The sequence below is a fragment of the Curtobacterium sp. Arg-1 genome (assembly GCF_025643395.1).
In the GTDB taxonomy this organism is placed as follows: Bacteria; Actinomycetota; Actinomycetes; order Actinomycetales; family Microbacteriaceae; genus Curtobacterium; species Curtobacterium poinsettiae.
On record NZ_CP095731.1, the window covers coordinates 1,442,546 to 1,458,884 of the forward strand.

Sequence of the window (16,339 nt, forward strand, 5' to 3'; positions counted from 1 at the left end):
GAACGCCCGCGCGAACGAACGAGGTGCCCCGTGCTCGATCCGGTCCTGTTGCAGACGTTCCTTGCCGTGGCGGAGACCGGCAGCTTCACGCAGGCCGGCACCCGGCTCGGCATCAGCCAGCCGACGGTGTCGCAGCACGTCCGGCGTCTGGAGACCGCGGTGGCACGCACCCTGGTCGCCCGGGACACCCGTGGCGTCGCGCTCACCGACAACGGGGACGCGATGGCGGGGTTCGCGCGGACGATCCTCGCCGCACACGCCACCGCCGACGCCTACTTCTCCGGCGCGGCAACCCGCGGACGGCTCCGGTTCGGCGCTGCGGACGACCTCGCCATCACCCAGCTGCCCCGGATCCTGCGGGACTTCCGGCGGCTGCACCCGCAGGTCAACCTCGAGCTCACGGTGAACCAGTCGTCGCCGCTGCTCCGGCGGGTGCACGCCGGTCAGCTCGACCTGGTGTTCATCAAGCAGACGGCGGGGGAGTCGGCCGAGGGCACCCGGGTCGCCACCGACCAGATGGTGTGGATGGCGCAGGACGGCATCGCCCTGGAACCCGGCGAACCCGTGCCGCTCATCGCGTACCAGGCGCCGAGCATAAGCCGGCAGATGGCGATCGACGCGCTCGAGGCCGCCGGCCGCACCTGGCGCATCACCTGCAACACCCGCGACGTGAACGGGGTGCTGGCCGCGGTGCGCGCGGGCATCGGCGTCGCGGTGTTCCCGCACTCGCTCATCCCGGCGGACCTGGTGAAGGTGTCGCAGCGGCTCGGGCTGCCCGACCTGCCCGCGGTCGACTACGTCCTCATCGCGAACCCGACGGTGCAGCGGGAGCCGATCGACGCCCTGACGAACGCGATCCTGTCGCGCGGGGTCGTCCGCGCCGTCTGAGCGGTTGCGACCTGCGTCCGCCAGCGCTCAGACGCCGGTGTGTCGCCCCCGGTGCGTGCTGCGAGACGCCGGCGTATTCCATCGACGCCGCAGAGTCATCGATACGCCGCGGCTTTCGGGGGCGTCTCGACGTCCCCGGGGCGTCGCACCGAGACGCCGGCGTCTGAGCGGTCGCGGCGCTACGGGGCGAGCGTCGGGGTCACGCCGGTTCCGGTGACGTCCGGCAGCGTCACCCCCGCGAGCGGCAGCAACGCCGCGGCGACCGCCCACAGCAGCACGACGGTGCCGACACCACCGAGCACGGCGCCGAGCAGCGCGACCGGCCGCTGCCACGTGGACGTCCGGTCGCGCAGCGCCACGATCGAGACCACCAGCGCGAGCAGTCCGAGCACCACGCCGACGCCGTGCACAGTCGACGGCGCGGTGAACCACCAGGCGGCCAGACCGATCGTCGCGATGCCGGCGACGGCACCGAGCCCCGCCCCGGCGGTCACGCCGAGTGCACGGCGCGGCTCCGGTGCGGCGGCTCCGGGCACGGGCTGGTCCAGCAGTTCGGTCGGGAGGCACGCATCGCCCCCGCCACCACGCTGCGGCCACGACCATGGTCGCGTCGGCGGGGGACACCGCGGCGTGCAGCACGGTGTCGAACGACCGGGCGGGAGCGGGGCCGAGCACCTGTGCGGGGGCGGGGTCGGCCGACCGTGCGGCGGCCTGCTGGTGGGCGAAGCGTCGGTGCGTCCGGGAGCCGATCGGGCCGACCCGGGCGACCGTGGTCGGTCGGACCGGCGCCGCGTGGGCGGCGCGCGACGAGGCGGGGGTGGGGCGGGCCTCCCGGCCGGAGGCGTTCACGTGGCCGGCGGCGGCGACCCGCTCGGGGGCGACCTCGTCGACGGGCGGCGCGATCACCCAAGCCGGGACGGGCCGACCGGGACGGTCCGATTCGGGCATGCGATGCGCTGCCACTGCGGTGCTCCTCTCCGTCGACTGATCCGTGCTCAGCCGGAGCGGCAACCGCTGTGGGGGTCGCAGCCCCGGTTCGGGGTCGCCGGTACGTTCGGGGCATGACCGGAATCGAACACCGTCCCCTGGGCCCCTCCGGGCTCGTCGTCTCCACCGTCGGCCTCGGCTGCAACAACTTCGGGCGGCGGGGCACCGCGTCCGAGTCGCAGGAGGGCACCGACGCCGTCGTGTCGGCGGCCCTCGACGCCGGGGTGTCGCTCTTCGACACCGCCGACATCTACGGCGGTGCACCGGGCATGTCCGAGGAGATGCTCGGACGCTCGATCCGCGGTCGGCGCGACGAGATCGTCCTCGCCACGAAGTTCGGCATGGACATGCAGGGCGCGAACGGTCCGGACTGGGGCGTCCGCGGATCCCGCCGGTACGTGCGGCTCGCGGTCGAGTCGTCGCTCCGGCGCCTCGGGACGGACTGGATCGACCTGTACCAGATGCACCGGCCCGACGACGTGACGCCGATCGAGGAGACCCTGTCGGTCCTCGACGACCTGGTCCGCGAGGGCAAGATCCGGTACGTCGGCCACTCGAACTTCGCGGGGTGGCAGATCGCCGAGGCGGAGCTCACGGCGTCGATCGCCGGCACCACGGCGTTCGTGTCCGCGCAGAACGAGTACAGCCCGCTCGCCCGGGCTGCCGAGGCCGAGGTCCTGCCTGCCGTGCGGGCGTACGCGCTCGGGTTCCTGCCGTTCTTCCCCCTGTACAACGGGCTGCTCACCGGCAAGTACACGAAGGCGGGCGGCCCGGCCGACGGGCGGCTGACGACCTCGAAGCCGCAGCTGCTCGAGGCCGCACCGTGGGAGGTCCTCGACGACTACCAGCGGTTCTGCGACGACCGTGGCGTCACGATGCTGCAGGCGACGTTCGCGTGGCTCCTGGCGCAGCCGGGGCTGTCGAGCGTCATCGCGGGGGCGACGAAGCCGGAGCAGATCACGCAGAACGTCGAAGCGGGGACCACCTGGACGCCGACCGAGGACGACATCGCCGACATGACGACGATCTTCGACCGGGCCTGAGCGGGCGCGGTCGGGTCGCGCTGGGTGTTTCGCGCTGGGTACCTAGCGCTGGGTGTTTCGCGCTGAGCGACCGCTCACGGGCGGTGGGGCCAGTGAGGTGTCGCTCAGCGCGAAACGGCGGCTGCGCGGCGGCGGTGGTGATGCTGCTGCGCCGAGCCGTGGACCAGCGGGACTAGCGGGTGGCGGCGGCCAGGGCGTCGCGCATCTCGGCGACGGTCAGCCGCGGGCCGTAGCCGGGGGTGTCCCGCTGGATGCGCCAGCCCTCGGCGAGGGGCCCGGCGTCGACGACGTCGAAGCCGAACGCGTCGATGAGTTCGGTGACGGTCTGCTTGGCGGTGTCGTCGTCGCCGGCGATGACGAGGGCACGGCGGTCCGGGGTGCCGGCGGGCGTCGCGTGGCCGGTCAGGTCGTCGGCGGCGATGTGGTTGAACGCCTTGACGACCAGGGCACCGGGCAGGTGGTCCTGCAGCATCTCCGCGGTGGTGGTGGACTGGTCGTCGAGTGCGGGGATGTGGCCGTCGCGCTCCCAGTAGTAGTTGTTCGTGTCGATGACGACCTTGCCGTCCAGGGGTTCGACGGGGATCGTCTCGATCGCGGCGAGGGGGACCGTCACGACGACGATCTCGCCCGCTGCAGCTGCTTCGTCGCGGGTCGCCGCACGTGCCGAGTCGCCGAGTTCCGTGACCAGGTCGGTCAGGGTCTCCGGGCCGCGGGAGTTCGCGATGACGACCTGGTGGCCGTTCCGTACCGCGAGTCGTGCGAGCTGGGATCCGATGTTGCCGGCGCCGATGATTCCGATGGTTGTCATGTGTCCGGGCAACGTCTGCCGGACGCCGCCCATTCCCCTGACGGCACGCCGCGCCCGCTCGGAGCATGATGGCGGGCATGGACCACGAGTTCCGCGACGAGACCGATCAGGACCGCTACGCGATGTACGTCGGCGGCGAGCTCGTGAGCGTGCTCGACTACCGGGTGAACGGTGACGCCGTGGCGTTCCCGCACACGTACACGGTCCCGAAGCACCGCGGCCACGGCTACGCGGCGCAGCTCGTCGAGTACGCGGTCGCCGACGTCGAGTCGACGACCACGAAGCGCATCGTCCCGATGTGCTGGTTCGTCGGCAAGTGGTTCGACGACCACCCCGAGAAGGCCGAACTGCTCAGCCGCAGCGCCGCGGACTGAACACCGAACGAAGGGGCTCCCCGTGCCCGCCATCACACCGTTCCTGTGGTACGACGACCAGGCCGAACAAGCCGCCGAGTACTACGTCGGACTGTTCCCCGACAGCCGCGTCGACAGCGTCAGCCGGATGCCGGACGGCCGCGCCCTCGTCGTCGAGTTCACCCTGCTCGGCACCCCGTACCGCGCGATGAACGGCGGTCCCGGCCACCCGCACACCGACGCGGTCTCGTTCCAGATCGACGTGGACACCCAGGACGAGCTCGACCGCCTGTGGGACGCGCTGCTCGCCGACGGCGGGAGCCCGATGGCGTGCGGATGGCTCACCGACCGCTGGGGTCTGGCGTGGCAGGTGACCCCGTCGATGCTGGGGGAGCTGATGAGCGGATCGGGTGACCCCGATGCCAACGCCCGGGTCTTCGAGGCCATGATGCAGATGGTCAAGCTGGACATCCCGGCGCTGCAGGCCGCGGCCGCCGGTCACTGACCGCACTCCAGGCCGACCCGCCGGTATGGTGACCGGACGAGAAGACCGCCGGCCGGCGCCGGCACCGACAGGCTGGAGCCACCATGGACCACCCGAGCTCCAAGGTCCGGAACAGCGACATCAGCAGGGCGTACACCGAACTCGCCCGCATCACCCGTCGGGCGAGCATCCGTGCCCGGGGCTCGGACCAGGTGCTGAGCGTCGTCGACCAGTCCCTCGTCGACTTCGTGGTGCAGCACCCGGGTTGCATGGCCATCGACATCGCCCGGTACCTGCGGCTGAACCGTTCGACGATCTCGCGGCAGCTGTCCGGGCTCCTGGCGACCGGGCTGGTGCGGACGACCGACGGTGGCAGCGGCAACGCGAAGCCCCTCGAGGTGACCGACGCCGGCCGCGCGGCGCTCGAGCGGTCCGTGCAGCTGCACCGCGACGCGCTCGACGAACGGCTCGCCGACTGGTCGGACGACGACATCGCGCTCCTCGCCGGGCTGCTGGAGCGCCTCGGTGCCGCGGACGAGGCCGGGCTCCCGATGCCGGCACCCACCGAGCCGTGACGACGTCGTTCGTCCTGCTGTCCGACACCCACCTGCCGAAGCGCGCGAAGGACCTGCCGTCCGGGTTGTGGGACGACATCGACGCCGCCGACCTGGTGGTGCACGCGGGGGACTGGGTCGACCTGGCCACCCTCGACGCCGTGCAGGCGCGGTCCCGACGGTTCGAGGGCGTGCGGGGCAACAACGACGGCCCGGAGTTCGACGACCGCCTGCCGCTCGTCGCCCGCTTCGGGGTCGAGGACCTGCGGTTCGCCCTGGTGCACGAGACCGGCGCGTCGACCGGCCGGGAACGCCGGATGGACGCCGAGTACCCCGACACCGACGTGCTCGTCTTCGGCCATTCGCACATCCCGTGGGACACCGTGGCGCCGTCGGGGATGCGCCTGCTGAACCCGGGCTCGCCGACCGACCGGCGTCGCCAGCCCGACCACACGTGGATGCGCGGCACGGTCAGCGGTGCCGTGCTGTCCGTCGAGCTGGTGCGGCTGCCCCCGGTCGCCCGCTAGCCCCACCCGAGACCCGGCCCCGAGGACGGTCCTCGGGGGAGTCGCCCGAGGACCGTCCGTCAGCGCGAGACCCGGGCGTCGTGTGCGGCCGTCGGCATCCGGAAGAAGGCGAGCTCCCACTCGGTCGACTGCCGGAACGCCCGCGCCATCCGCCCCCGCTCGTCGGGCGTCGCCGCACGGGCGAGCTCCTCGACGAGCCGGGTCGCCTCGGCGCTCGACGCCGCGAACCCCGGGTCCCCGTACGCCGTGATCCAGTCGGCGAAGGCGTGCCCGTCCTGCGCGACCCCGAGCTGCGAGCCGACCCACGCGTAGACCCGGAAGCACGGCAGCACCGCGGCGGCCAGCACCGCCTGAGAGCCGGCGTCGGCGGCCTCCTGCAGGTGCGCGAGGTACCCGGCGCACGTGGGGTGCACGGGATCGTCGGCGTGCGAGCCGGCCAGGCGACGGTGGTGCAGGTCGCGCGCCTCGTCGGCACACCCCTGCGCCGCCGCCGCCCAGAACGCAGCAGCACCGGCAGCGGTAGCACCGACCCCGAGCGCCGCCAGGTGCCGTTCGTACGCCCGCAGGTAGTGGACGTCCTGCGCCAGGTACCCGGCGAACACCTCCGGCTCGAGCGTCCCGTCCCGGAGCCCCACCAGGAACGCGCAGTCGATCGTCTCCTGCAGCACCGTCGCCGCGTCCGCCCACCACACGTCCGTGTACGACAGCGCCGGCAGGGCGGCTCGAGTCAGCGCGCCGTGGTCGATCGGACCGTTGCCGCTGCCCACCGACAGGGCGTCGGCTCCGCGGAGCGCCGCCGTCAGCCACTCCTTCGCCACCCCGAGCGCGAGTTCCCAGTCGCCGTGCCGCGCGGCGAGCGTCGCGATCGCACTGGACAGCGAGCACCCGGTGCCGTGCGTGTTCGTCGTCGCGACCCGGGGACCCGTGAACACCCGCACGGTGCCGTCCGGCGCCACGAGCACGTCGTCCGACGTCGGTCCCTCGTCGTGGCCTCCCTTCGCCAGCACGAGGACGTCCCACCGCGCCGCCACGGCACGCGCGGCATCCAGCGACGACGCCGACGAAGCCGCCGAGGAAGCCGCACCAGGACCAGCCGCACCGGACCCGGCCAGCTCCGCCAGCACCGCCAGCTCGGCCCGGTTCGGGGTCACCAGGTCGGCGAGCGCGAACAGCGCCCCCATGGCTGCGGCCGCGTCCTCGTCGAGCAGCCGGTCCCCGCTCGTCGCCACCATCACCGGGTCGACGACGACCACCGGCGGCCGGTGCTCCCGCAGCCAGTCCGTCACGACCCGCACGACGTCGACGGTGCCGAGCATCCCGATCTTCACCGCGTCGACCACCACGTCGTCCGACACCGCGTCGAGCTGCTCCCGCAGGAACCCGACGTCCGGCACGTGCACCGACCGCACCCCGTGCGTGTTCTGCGCGACGAGCGCCGTCACGACGCCCATGCCGTACCCGTCGTGTGCGGCGATCGCCTTGAGGTCCGCCTGCATCCCGGCCCCGCCCGTCGGGTCGGTCCCGGCGATGCTCAGCACCCGCGGGACGCTCATGCGTCCGCCCCGCGCCGCGTGAAGACCGGGAGGACCGGTACACCTTCTGCGAGCCGCCCCGCCTCCGCCCCGTGGCCGGTTCCAGGGCCCCAGGCGGCCACGTACGCCGCCGCCGCGGACCCCGGGTCGGCCGCGGCGCAGATGCCCGACACGATCGCGACGCCCGCGGCACCGGCTGCCCGGAGCGGCACGACGTCGTCGAGGGTCACCCCACCGATCGCCACGCACGGCACGTCGGTCGCGGCGGCCAGCCGGGCGAACCCGTCGTGGCCGAGGGCCGGCGGGTGGTCGGCCTTCGTCGCCGTGGGGTGCACGACCCCGACACCGAGCAGGTCGACGGTGCCGCGGGGGAGCCGCTCGACGACGGCCAGGTGCGCGAGCGTGTTCGCCGTGAGGCCCACGTGGGCGTCCGCTCCGAGCAGGGCGCGGGCGACGGCCACGGGGACGTCGGACTGGCCGAGGTGCACGCCCGCGACCCGGTGTCCGGCGTGCCGAGCGGCGAGGGCCACGTCGAGCCGGTCGTCGACGACCACGGTCGCACGGTCCCCGACGGCGTCTGCGACCGCGGCGGTGAGCGCCAACAGGTCACGCGCCGAGGCGTCCTTGTCCCGCACCTGCACGATCCGGACCCCGGCGTGCACGGCGGCGCGGACGACCCCGAGCACCCCGATGCCGTGCCGGTCGGCCAGGGCGCCGTCGGTCACCAGGTAGACGCCGAACCCGGCGGACTGCAGCCCGCTCATGCCGACACCGCCCGGGTGTCGACCGCAGGAGCCGTCTCGACCGTGATCCGGGCCTCGCGGACGACATCCTCCGGGGTCAGCGACGCCAACCGGTCGAGGAACAGCGGCTGGAAGGTCCCCGGCCCACCGGCGTCCCGTGCCGCGAGCTCCGCGGCGATCGTGTGCACGGCGGTGGCAGCGACGGCAGCGGCACCCGCGTCCTCCGGCGCGACCGACGTGAACGCGGCGACGACCGCGCCGAGCGCACACCCGCCACCGGTGATCCGCGTGAGCAGGTCGGTCCCGTTCGCCACCCGGACCACACCGATGCCCGGCGCGACCAGCAGGTCGACCGCCCCCGACACGGCCACCGCGGCCACGAGCCTCCCGTCCGAAGCAGTGACGGACGCGACCCGGGCGTCCTCCGTGCCCACGGTGCTGTCGACCCCGCGGCCACCGGCCGAGTCGCCGAGCAGGGCGAGCACCTCGGAGGCGTTGCCCCGCAGCACCGTCGGGTGCAACGCGAGCAGGTCCCGCGCCAGGGCGGTGCGCACCGGCAGCGAGCCGACCGCCACCGGGTCGAGGACCCACGGAGTGCCCGCGTCCCGGGCGGCGTGCACGGCCTCGAGCGCGGCGACCCGCGGTTCGGCGTGCGGAGTGCCGGTGTTCACCAGCAGGGCGTCCGCGACCCGGGCGAACGGCCCCGCCTCGGTCGCCACGTCGACCATCGCGGGCGAGGCCCCGAGTGCGAGCAGCACGTTCGCCGTGACGTTCTGCACGACGGTGTTCGTGATGCACTGCACCAGCGGGGCCCGGGCACGCACGGCCTCGAGCAGTTCGGCGGTTCGGTGGGCCCAGGCAGGGGAGGGCGCAGCGGTTTCCATGGACGATCCCTTCGCGAGTACGAGCTCGAGCAGGTTCGACGGGTGTGATCTCAGCCGCTGGATGCGGCACCCCGTGTCTCGAGCGACACCGTACACGACGCCCGGTGACCACTTCGAGGCCCGCTCCGGGCACCGTGTGCCAGGGTTGGACCCGTGCCAGACGCAACGCCTCCCGGGCCCCCACCCGGCCCCCGCGACCCCGGTGACGCCTGGGCGGTCGGCCCCGACGGCACCAAGGCGTGGGGACGCTTCGGCGCCGCCGGCCTGCTCGTCGACGACGGCGCCGGCCGCGTGCTCCTGCAGCACCGCGTCGAGTGGAGCCACCACGGCGGCACCTGGGGCATCCCCGGCGGCGCACGGCACCAGGGCGAAGCAGCCGTGACCGCCGCCCTCCGCGAGTCCGCCGAAGAAGCCGGCGTCCCCGACGACGCGATCGCCCTGCGCCACACGGCGCTGCTCGACCTGGGGTTCTGGACCTACACGACCGTCGTGGGGCGCGCCTCCCGACCCTTCGAACCCGTCATCGCCGACCGCGAGAGCCTCGCGCTGTCGTGGATCCCGATCGACCAGGTCGACGACCTGCCCCTGCACCCCGGGTTCGGCAGGTCGTGGCCGGCGCTCCGCGCCACGGTCGCGACCACCCCGCACGTCGTCGTCGACGCGGCGAACGTCGTCGGCAGCGTGCCCGACGGGTGGTGGAAGGACCGAGCCGGTGCCGCGTCACGGCTGCTGGCACAGGTGTCGGCGCTCGCCGCGGGCGGGGTGTCCGCGACCTTGCTCGACCTGCCGTTCGCACGGTGGTGGCCCCGGTGGACCGTGGTGCTCGAGGGCGAGGCCCGTGCCGCTGGCTCCGCGGAGCCCGCGGACCCAGACCACGGCACTGGCACTGGCACCGGCACTGCCACCGGCCTTGGCACGGCCACCAGCACCGGCGCCGCCACCGGTGCTGTCGACGTCGTCCGTGCCCCTGCCTCCGGCGACGACGCAATCGTCGAGTCCGCCCGGGCAGCGGTCCGGGCCGGTGACGGGCCGGTCGTCGTCGTGACGGCCGACCGCGAGCTCCGTGACCGCGTCGAGGCCCTCGGCGCGACCGTCCACGGGCCGTCCTGGTTGCGCGACCAGCTCTGAGGCCAGCTCGGCCGCGGGGACCGACGCGCCGTGTTCCGGATGTCGACGGAGCGCCCGTCGCTCGCTTGCCGGTACGCTGGCCCTCCGTCAACGGAGACGCAACAGCAGGAGGTTCCCCTTGGAGCGCATCACCAGGGCCGACGACCGAGTCCACCGCCCCGCAGGGCTGTGGACACCCACGGTGCACCGGCTGCTCGCCCACCTGCACGAGCAGGGGTTCGTCGCCGCGCCGGAACCGATCGCCCTCGGTGACACCCTCGAGACGGTCTCGTTCGTCCCCGGCGTCGCGGGGGAGTACCCCTGGACGGAAGACATCGCCAGCGAGGCCGCCCTCGTGACCAGCGCCCGCCTGCTCCGCCAGTTCCACGACGCCGCCGCCAGCTTCCCGCGCAGCGCCGAGGACGACCTCTGGTCCCAAGCCGACCGGGCCCCGGTCGAGACGATCGTGCACGGCGACTTCGCCCCGTACAACTGCGTCTACGACGGCATCGCCGCCGTCGGCCTGATCGACTTCGACACCGCGCACCCCGGCCCCCGCGTCTGGGACGTCGCGAGTGCCGTCTACCGGTTCGCACCGTTCACCACCGGTGCGGTCGAGGGCTCGACCACCCCCGACCTCGACGAGCGGCTCGCTCGGGCCGCGGAGTTCTGCCGCGCCTACGCCCTCGACGACCGCTCCCGCGGGGTCCTCGCCGAGACGATGATCGCGTCCCTGGTCGCCCTCGTCACGACGATCGAGCACGAAGCCGCGGCCGGCAACCCGAAGTTCGTCAGCGACCTGCAGCACGGCCACGCCGACCTGTACCGCGCCGACGTCGCCTACCTGGAGCAGCACGCAGCAGCCATCACCGCCGCCGTCGCGTGACCACCGGCACGGCCGATCCGCCGCTGGCGCGTTGGTGCAGGACCAGCGGCACGGGCCCAGACCGTACCCAGCAACCATGCGGCGGACTCCGACACTGCCTCCGGTAATGTCGCAGGGCCATGACGGACAGCCCGGCCGACGCCACCCCCTACGAAGTCCTCGGCGTCCCCGCGACGGCTGACGACGAAGCGCTCCGCCGCGCCTACCGACGGGCGGCCCGCGAGACGCACCCCGACCTCGGCGGCGACGCCCAGCGCTTCCGCCAGGTCCAGCTCGCATGGGAGCGCATCGGCACGCCGGCAGCCCGGCGCGCGTACGACATCGGGTCCCGCGCGTACGGCGCGTCCGGTCCGTCCGGGGCGACCGCCGGCAGGGGTGACACCGGTCGCGACGCCTACGCGCCCCCGGCAGCGCGTCGCGACACACGCCCCCGGGCCCGGTCCCACGGACACCCCGGCGGTCGGTCACGCGAGGTCTTCCTGCAGGCCGAGCGCGAGTGGGTCGGCCTCGGCGACCCCATCGAGGACCCGTACGACCCCACCCTCATCCGCTCCGCGCCCCGCCACATCCGGCGGCTGCTCGCCGAGGCCCTGGCCGAAGAGGCGACCGCCTTGATCGTCTCCGACATGGGGATCGGCGTCACGGTGTGGCACGACCTCGACGCCGGGGCCGAGGGCAAGCTCGACCACGCCGTCCTGACCCCGAGCGGACTCTGGGCCGTCGAGTCCATCGACTGGGGTGCGCCGGTCCACGTCGAGCACGGCGAGATCGTCGGCGAGACGCTCGCACCGGGGGAGCGACCCGTCAAGGAACTCGTCCGCGCCGCCCGTGCCGTGCAGAAGCAGACCCGGGTGCGGTTCTCCGGCCGGCTGCTCGTCGTGCCGGACACCGCCGTCACCGAGGACGTGCAGCTCGTCGGCTCCCCGAAGAAGCCCACGGCGCTCGTCGTCCGCCGGAGCGCGCTGCCCCAGGTGCTGAACGGCGTCTGGTCGCCGGCCGGTTCGGTCGACGTGTTCGAGATCCGCGACCGTCTGCAGCAGACCGTCCGCTTCGTCTGACCCCCGACCGCTGGCCCGGACCCCGGGTTCCGACCGTCACCGTCCGACGCGTCGTACGATCACGGCATGCGCGAAGAGGTCGTCGTCGTGGTCGGCGGGTGGGAGCACGACTGCTGCGGGCCCGCGTACGAACGGGAGACCACGGCGGCCTTCTCCGCGTACGGCAGGACGCCGCGGTTCGCCGAGTCCCGGCACCACGACGACCCGTTCGGGATCACGGAGTTCCGGGGCCGGGTGGCCGACCTGTTCGTCATCGCCGAGGACGGCACCCGCATCCCCGTCCACCGCGTCCCGTCCGGTCGTGCGCTGGGCGGATCGGACCCGGACGACGACGGGCACCTCGAGGCTCCGTGGACCGGAGAACGGATCGAGGTCGAGTCCGCCACGTTCGAGATCGTGGTCGATGTCCACGTGCCCGGGTCCGGGTCCGGGAAGCGTCAGTAGCCGCGGAGCTTCTCGAGGTCGCGGCGCTCCCGCTTGCTCGGCCGTCCGGCACCGCGCTCCCGCATCGGGACGAACCCGGCCTCTTCCTTCGACAGCCGCGGCGGGGTCTTGTCCTCGAAGTGCTTCGCTGCCTCGGGGGCGCTCGTGCGCTTCAGGATGATGCCCGTCACCATGACGATCCGGTCGAAGCCGTTCTGCCGCACCCGCACCTCGTCGCCGGGACCGATCGGCTGCGCCGGCTTCGCGCGTTCCCCGTTCACCCGGACGTGACCGGCCTTGCACGCGGCGGTCGCGGCCGACCGGGTCTTCGTGATCCGGACGGCCCAGATCCAACTGTCGACCCGGGCCTTCTCCATGCCGACACTCTAGGCGGCCCGTACCCTGGGGCGGTGCAGGCGGACGAACAGGCGGCCATCGCGCGGGCCCGTGCGCTCGGAGTGCTCCGCGACGCCGCCATCGGGGACCGCCTGGTGGTCCGCGCACACCACGGGGACGGCGCGCAGGACGCGCTCGGGGACCTGGTGACCCGGACGTCCGACGCCGTGACGATCTCGACCCGCCGGGGCCCGGTCGAGGTCCGGCTCGTCGACGTCGTCGCCGCGAAGCCCGTCCCGCCGCCCCCACCCGCGCGGCCCGCGCGGCGCTGACGCGCTCGGCTCGCACGGTGCGGACTTGTCGTGCTGTCGAGCCGGGGTCGCACGGTGCGGACTTCGTCGGTGGGTGCGTGGCCGGAGGCTCGGTGCGGGGTTGTGGTGCCGCACGGAGCCACCAGCTCCGCACGGTGTGGCGCGGCCGGCACCGTGCTGGATTCGCGGAGCCGGGGTTGCACGGTGCGGACGTCGTCGGCGGGTGCGTGGCCGGAGGCTCGGTGCGGACGTCATCGGCGGGTGCGTGGCCGGGGGCTCGGTGCGGGGTTGTGGTGCTGCACGGAGCCACCAGCCTCGCACGGTGTGGCGCGGCCGGCACCGTGCGGGATTCGCGGAGCCGGGGTTGCACGGTGCGGACTTCGTCGGTGGGTGCGCGGCCGGAGGCTCGGTGCGGGGTTGTGGTGCCGCACGGAGCCACCAGCCTCGCACCAGCTGACGAACCTCGCACCGTGCGAACCTCGCACCGTGCGAACCAGCACCTCCGTGCGAACCCGACGCACCCCGCCCACCCCGGCGAGCCGCAGGCCCCCACGCCCCGCTCCCGACATACGCTCATCCCATGGCAGTCCCCGTCCCGCTCGGCACCGAGGACCGCACCGCCCGCCTCACCCTCCGCCGCCCGGACTCCTGGCGCCGCGAGGACGCAGCCCAGGCGGACCTGCGCGTCACCGGCGACGACGTCGTCCTCACCGTCCGATCCCGTCCCAGCGACCGCGCGATCGGCGACGAGAACACCGGTCTGCTCGCACGGCTGCCCGGCTCCGTCGAGGGGCTGCTGCTCGTCGGCTGCGACCCCTGGACGGCCGCAGGTGCCCCGGCTCGGCTCGTGGAGTACGTCCGGCCCGACGAACACGGCGACGTCGCCGGCACCCACCTGCTCTTCGTCACCGGTCGGCACCGCGTCGACCTGACGATCGAACGCCCGCTCGCCCGGCTGCTCGAGACCGACGACCTGGTGCTCGCAGTCCTCGAGAGCGTCCGCGCCACCGAGACGGTCCCGGTCCGCCCCGAGCGTGACCTCGAACGCCTGCCGGCCCCCGCCCCGGCACCGTCGCTCGACGGCCCCCGGCTCAGCGCGAACGCGATCGGCACCCTGCGGAGCCTCGCCGGACGCCGGTGGAACCCGACGCTCCTCCGCACCGCCGCGGGCCGCGAACTCATCGAGGCTGGCCTCGTCGGCCGGCTCGGCACCCTGCCGGAGTCGACCCAGACCCTCCTCGAGCCCTGGCAGGGCGATGCCCAGCCGGTCACGTTGGAACAGCACCTGCCCGACGGGGGCGAGTCGCGCCTCCAGGCCTGGTCGCAGACCGTCGTCGACGGGACCGACGCGGCGGGCGCCGTGGTCGCCTCCGTCACGCCGGACCGGGCCGTCGCGCTGCTGGCCGGGAGGCTCGGCATCGGTCCGACGTGGACCTTCCCGTTCCGCACGGGGTCGCTCCCAGGGCACCTGCTCGGCCGCAAGCTGGCCGGCGGTCCGGACGTGCCGGACCTGCCGGAGGCCCTGGCCGAGGCCGACCCGCGCCTCGCGCGGTTCTGGGCTGCGCCGTGGACGGTCTCGTACCTGCGTCGACCGGGCAAGCCGAAACCGGTCACGATCGTGCGGGCCGAGGGACACGGGTTCGCGCGCGTGGGGACGACGAAGGCCGGGGAGACCGCCTTCCGGACGGACTCCCCGGCGAACGTGTACCGGTCGGTGGTGCGGGCGCTGCTGGGCTGAGCGCGCCCGGGTTCTGCCGCTACGCGGCGGGGCCGGCGGTCAGGGTGATCGTGACCGTCTTCGCGGTGCCGGCGCTGTCGGTGTACCGGACGCTGACCTTGTCGCCCACCGAGTGCGACTGCACGACCTTGGTCAGCTGGTCCGAGCTCGTGACCGCGGTGCCGTCGACGCTCGTGATCGTGTCACCCGCACCGAGGCCGGCGCTGGCGGCACCGGAGCCCTCGACCGTGCCAGCGACCGCGACGCCGCCCGTGGTGGCGGCGGTGTTGCTGACCTCGACGCCGAGGAACGCGGGCAGCCCGATGGTGATCGTGCTCGACGACTCCCCGGCGAGGATCTTCTGGGCGATCGTCTTCGCGGTGCTGATCGGGATGGCGTAGCCGGTGACGTCGGCCGTGCCCGAGGACGCCGCCGTGGCCATGCCGACGACCTCGCCCTCGCTGTCCAGGACCGGCCCGCCGGAGTCACCGGAGACGATGTCCGCCGAGATCTCGAGCAGGCCGCTCAGCGACTCGGTGCCGGTGCCGGACTCGCTCTGCACCTGGATGTCCTGGTCGGTCGCCGTGACGGTGCCCTCGGCGGAGACGAGGTTGCCGGTGCCCTCGGCGTTGCCGACGTCCTTCACGGTGTCACCGGTGCTCGGCTCGCCGTCGTCGTCGAGCGTGACCGTGGACAGCCCGGAGGCGTTCTCGAGCTTCAGCACGGCGACGTCGTTCGTGGCGTCGGCCCCGACCACGTCGGCCTTGTACTGCTTGCCGGTGGTCTCGTCGGTGACGGTGATGCTCGTCGCGCCCTGGATCACGTGGTTGTTCGTCAGGATCGTGCCGTCGGAGGTCAGGACCATGCCGGTGCCGGCCGCCTGTGACGACTCGTCGTAGTTCAGGACGGTGTTGATGGTCACGACGCCCTTCTTGTCGGCGGCCGTCGCCGCAGTGGCGGGGGACTGCGTGCTCGTCCCACTGCCGTCGCTGCTGCCGTCGGTGCCGCTGCCGCTGCCGCTGCCGCTGCCGCTGCCGTCGCCGGGCACCGTGAAGCCGTTCGTGCCGTCGCTGCTGCTGCCGGTACCGGTGCCGGGCAGCGTGGTGGTGCCCTGCGACTGGCTCGACGTGGTGGTGGTGCCCTGCGAGGACAGTCCGAGTGCGGTGCCGCCCGCAGCGCCGACGATCGCGAGGGCAGCGATGCCGGAGCCGATCATCAGCCCGAGCCGGCGGGGGCGTTTCGTCAGACCGGGGTGGTTCGCGGCACCGTAGTGGTTCGCGGTCGCCGCCGAGGAGGCCCAGGCGTGGTTCGCGCCGGCGAGGGCGGGGCTGCCGATCAGGTAGGGGCCGCGGCCGTCCGGCGTGTAGGCGTAGGGGCCGGTGCCGTCCGGGCCGTACAGGTACGGGCCGGATCCGTCGAACGCGTACGCCGGGCGCAGGGAAGCCGGGTCGGCGTGCGGTGCCTCCCAGTGCATCCCGGGAGCCTGCTGCTGCGCGGCGGGGGTGCCGTTCTCGTCGTGGTCGGCGGCGGCGGGGTTCGGGGTCTCGTTCATCGGTGCTCTCCGGTCGTCCCTCGACGGCCCGGTCGGGCGTCGATGGAGACCAGTACAGAGGGCTTCCCCATGACGAGCCTATGAACGAACCCTGCGCACGCTCCGGGCTTGCTCGGGGGACGCCGAACAGGGCTCCGGCGTTAGGG

At 73.8% G+C, this 16,339-nt stretch carries 19 protein-coding genes and 1 riboswitch; of the genes, 12 read left to right on the forward strand and 7 right to left on the reverse strand.

Translation table 11 applies throughout. The features are described from left to right. The first annotated feature begins 30 nt into the window (after positions 1-30). Entirely contained in the window at positions 31-888 is an 858-nt protein-coding gene (locus MXD64_RS06960) for a LysR substrate-binding domain-containing protein (protein ID WP_017886578.1), read from the forward strand. 179 nt (positions 889-1,067) lie between these two features. On the opposite strand, the gene MXD64_RS06965 is transcribed toward MXD64_RS06960, so the two are convergent. Next, positions 1,068-1,424 (reverse strand): hypothetical protein, encoded by a 357-nt coding sequence (locus tag MXD64_RS06965; protein WP_152427211.1) that lies wholly within the window; start codon positions 1,422-1,424, stop codon positions 1,068-1,070. 525 nt (positions 1,425-1,949) lie between these two features. Here MXD64_RS06965 and MXD64_RS06970 point away from each other — a divergent pair. Then, positions 1,950-2,918: an aldo/keto reductase gene (locus MXD64_RS06970; protein ID WP_263137326.1), complete on the forward strand. Its 969-nt coding sequence runs from the start codon at positions 1,950-1,952 to the stop codon at positions 2,916-2,918. Positions 2,919-3,090: 172 nt separating this feature from the next. Here the strand turns inward: MXD64_RS06970 and MXD64_RS06975 are convergent, their stop codons facing one another. Then, the gene (locus MXD64_RS06975) at positions 3,091-3,726 is read right to left on the reverse strand and encodes an NADPH-dependent F420 reductase (protein ID WP_017886582.1); all 636 of its coding nucleotides are present in this window, start codon (positions 3,724-3,726) and stop codon (positions 3,091-3,093) included. A 77-nt stretch (positions 3,727-3,803) separates the two neighbouring features. Between MXD64_RS06975 and MXD64_RS06980 the strand changes: the two genes are divergently transcribed. The 4 genes from MXD64_RS06980 to MXD64_RS06995 all read left to right on the forward strand — a co-directional run bounded on the left by MXD64_RS06980 (position 3,804) and on the right by MXD64_RS06995 (position 5,644). Then, the gene (locus MXD64_RS06980) at positions 3,804-4,100 is read left to right on the forward strand and encodes a GNAT family N-acetyltransferase (protein ID WP_042537463.1); all 297 of its coding nucleotides are present in this window, start codon (positions 3,804-3,806) and stop codon (positions 4,098-4,100) included. Between the two features lie 22 nt (positions 4,101-4,122). Continuing rightward, on the forward strand, positions 4,123-4,584 hold the full coding sequence (locus tag MXD64_RS06985) for a VOC family protein (protein WP_194590624.1): 462 nt from the start codon (positions 4,123-4,125) through the stop codon (positions 4,582-4,584). Positions 4,585-4,667: 83 nt separating this feature from the next. Then, the gene (locus tag MXD64_RS06990; protein WP_017886585.1) at positions 4,668-5,138 is read left to right on the forward strand and encodes a MarR family winged helix-turn-helix transcriptional regulator; all 471 of its coding nucleotides are present in this window, start codon (positions 4,668-4,670) and stop codon (positions 5,136-5,138) included. Beyond that, positions 5,135-5,644 (forward strand): metallophosphoesterase family protein, encoded by a 510-nt coding sequence (locus MXD64_RS06995; RefSeq protein ID WP_214563489.1) that lies wholly within the window; start codon positions 5,135-5,137, stop codon positions 5,642-5,644. The genes MXD64_RS06990 and MXD64_RS06995 overlap by 4 nt, the downstream gene beginning before the upstream one ends. A gap of 59 nt (positions 5,645-5,703) precedes the next feature. Here the strand turns inward: MXD64_RS06995 and thiD are convergent, their stop codons facing one another. The 3 genes from thiD to thiM form a co-directional block, all read right to left on the reverse strand. Continuing rightward, the gene (gene thiD, locus MXD64_RS07000; protein ID WP_259552335.1) at positions 5,704-7,197 is read right to left on the reverse strand and encodes a bifunctional hydroxymethylpyrimidine kinase/phosphomethylpyrimidine kinase; all 1,494 of its coding nucleotides are present in this window, start codon (positions 7,195-7,197) and stop codon (positions 5,704-5,706) included. Next, entirely contained in the window at positions 7,194-7,940 is a 747-nt protein-coding gene (thiE, locus tag MXD64_RS07005; RefSeq protein WP_071251596.1) for a thiamine phosphate synthase, read from the reverse strand. The genes thiD and thiE overlap by 4 nt, the downstream gene beginning before the upstream one ends. Continuing rightward, positions 7,937-8,803 carry a hydroxyethylthiazole kinase gene (gene thiM, locus MXD64_RS07010; protein ID WP_071251597.1) on the reverse strand — a complete coding sequence of 289 codons (867 nt, stop codon included), beginning with the start codon at positions 8,801-8,803 and terminating at the stop codon, positions 7,937-7,939. Before thiM ends, thiE begins: the two co-directional genes overlap by 4 nt. Continuing rightward, a riboswitch (TPP riboswitch) is annotated at positions 8,792-8,887 on the reverse strand. (Overlaps the previous gene by 12 nt.) A 69-nt stretch (positions 8,888-8,956) precedes the next feature. Between thiM and MXD64_RS07015 the strand changes: the two genes are divergently transcribed. The 4 genes from MXD64_RS07015 (at position 8,957) to MXD64_RS07030 (ending at position 12,298) form a co-directional block, all read left to right on the forward strand. Continuing rightward, positions 8,957-9,931, forward strand: coding sequence for an NUDIX domain-containing protein (locus MXD64_RS07015; protein WP_071251598.1), 975 nt, complete (start codon positions 8,957-8,959; stop codon positions 9,929-9,931). Positions 9,932-10,049: 118 nt separating this feature from the next. Next, a complete protein-coding gene (locus MXD64_RS07020) occupies positions 10,050-10,796 on the forward strand; it encodes a phosphotransferase enzyme family protein (protein ID WP_042537359.1) in 747 nt (248 codons plus the stop codon). A 119-nt stretch (positions 10,797-10,915) separates the two neighbouring features. Further along, positions 10,916-11,854 (forward strand): J domain-containing protein, encoded by a 939-nt coding sequence (locus tag MXD64_RS07025; RefSeq protein ID WP_042537357.1) that lies wholly within the window; start codon positions 10,916-10,918, stop codon positions 11,852-11,854. Positions 11,855-11,920: 66 nt separating this feature from the next. Continuing rightward, positions 11,921-12,298: a hypothetical protein gene (locus MXD64_RS07030; protein WP_201300434.1), complete on the forward strand. Its 378-nt coding sequence runs from the start codon at positions 11,921-11,923 to the stop codon at positions 12,296-12,298. Here MXD64_RS07030 and MXD64_RS07035 read toward each other — a convergent pair. After that, positions 12,292-12,654, reverse strand: a complete 363-nt coding sequence (locus MXD64_RS07035; RefSeq protein ID WP_017886594.1) for an RNA-binding S4 domain-containing protein — start codon at positions 12,652-12,654, stop codon at positions 12,292-12,294. The two genes, MXD64_RS07030 and MXD64_RS07035, sit on opposite strands and share 7 nt — an antisense overlap. A gap of 33 nt (positions 12,655-12,687) precedes the next feature. Between MXD64_RS07035 and MXD64_RS07040 the strand changes: the two genes are divergently transcribed. Further along, complete coding sequence (locus MXD64_RS07040; protein ID WP_017886595.1) at positions 12,688-12,945, forward strand: hypothetical protein; 258 nt, start codon at positions 12,688-12,690, stop codon at positions 12,943-12,945. Between the two features lie 559 nt (positions 12,946-13,504). Further along, positions 13,505-14,662 (forward strand): hypothetical protein, encoded by a 1,158-nt coding sequence (locus MXD64_RS07045; RefSeq protein ID WP_263137327.1) that lies wholly within the window; start codon positions 13,505-13,507, stop codon positions 14,660-14,662. Positions 14,663-14,681: 19 nt separating this feature from the next. Here MXD64_RS07045 and MXD64_RS07050 read toward each other — a convergent pair whose 3' ends face one another. Beyond that, positions 14,682-16,193, reverse strand: coding sequence for a trypsin-like peptidase domain-containing protein (locus tag MXD64_RS07050; RefSeq protein ID WP_263137328.1), 1,512 nt, complete (start codon positions 16,191-16,193; stop codon positions 14,682-14,684). Between the last annotated feature and the right edge of the window lie 146 nt (positions 16,194-16,339).

Excerpts from the sequence above, each read along its gene's own strand:
- MXD64_RS07030 (WP_201300434.1), top strand. The coding sequence starts at position 11,921 with ATGCGCGAAGAGGTCGTCGTCGTGGTCGGCGGGTGGGAGCACGACTGC.
- MXD64_RS07045 (WP_263137327.1), top strand. The coding sequence starts at position 13,505 with ATGGCAGTCCCCGTCCCGCTCGGCACCGAGGACCGCACCGCCCGCCTC.
- thiE (WP_071251596.1), bottom strand. The coding sequence starts at position 7,940 with ATGAGCGGGCTGCAGTCCGCCGGGTTCGGCGTCTACCTGGTGACCGAC.
- MXD64_RS06975 (WP_017886582.1), bottom strand. The coding sequence starts at position 3,726 with ATGACAACCATCGGAATCATCGGCGCCGGCAACATCGGATCCCAGCTC.
- MXD64_RS07025 (WP_042537357.1), top strand. The coding sequence starts at position 10,916 with ATGACGGACAGCCCGGCCGACGCCACCCCCTACGAAGTCCTCGGCGTC.
- thiD (WP_259552335.1), bottom strand. The coding sequence starts at position 7,197 with ATGAGCGTCCCGCGGGTGCTGAGCATCGCCGGGACCGACCCGACGGGC.
- MXD64_RS06980 (WP_042537463.1), top strand. The coding sequence starts at position 3,804 with ATGGACCACGAGTTCCGCGACGAGACCGATCAGGACCGCTACGCGATG.
- thiM (WP_071251597.1), bottom strand. The coding sequence starts at position 8,803 with ATGGAAACCGCTGCGCCCTCCCCTGCCTGGGCCCACCGAACCGCCGAA.
- MXD64_RS07050 (WP_263137328.1), bottom strand. The coding sequence starts at position 16,193 with ATGAACGAGACCCCGAACCCCGCCGCCGCCGACCACGACGAGAACGGC.
- MXD64_RS06990 (WP_017886585.1), top strand. The coding sequence starts at position 4,668 with ATGGACCACCCGAGCTCCAAGGTCCGGAACAGCGACATCAGCAGGGCG.
- MXD64_RS06970 (WP_263137326.1), top strand. The coding sequence starts at position 1,950 with ATGACCGGAATCGAACACCGTCCCCTGGGCCCCTCCGGGCTCGTCGTC.
- MXD64_RS07035 (WP_017886594.1), bottom strand. The coding sequence starts at position 12,654 with ATGGAGAAGGCCCGGGTCGACAGTTGGATCTGGGCCGTCCGGATCACG.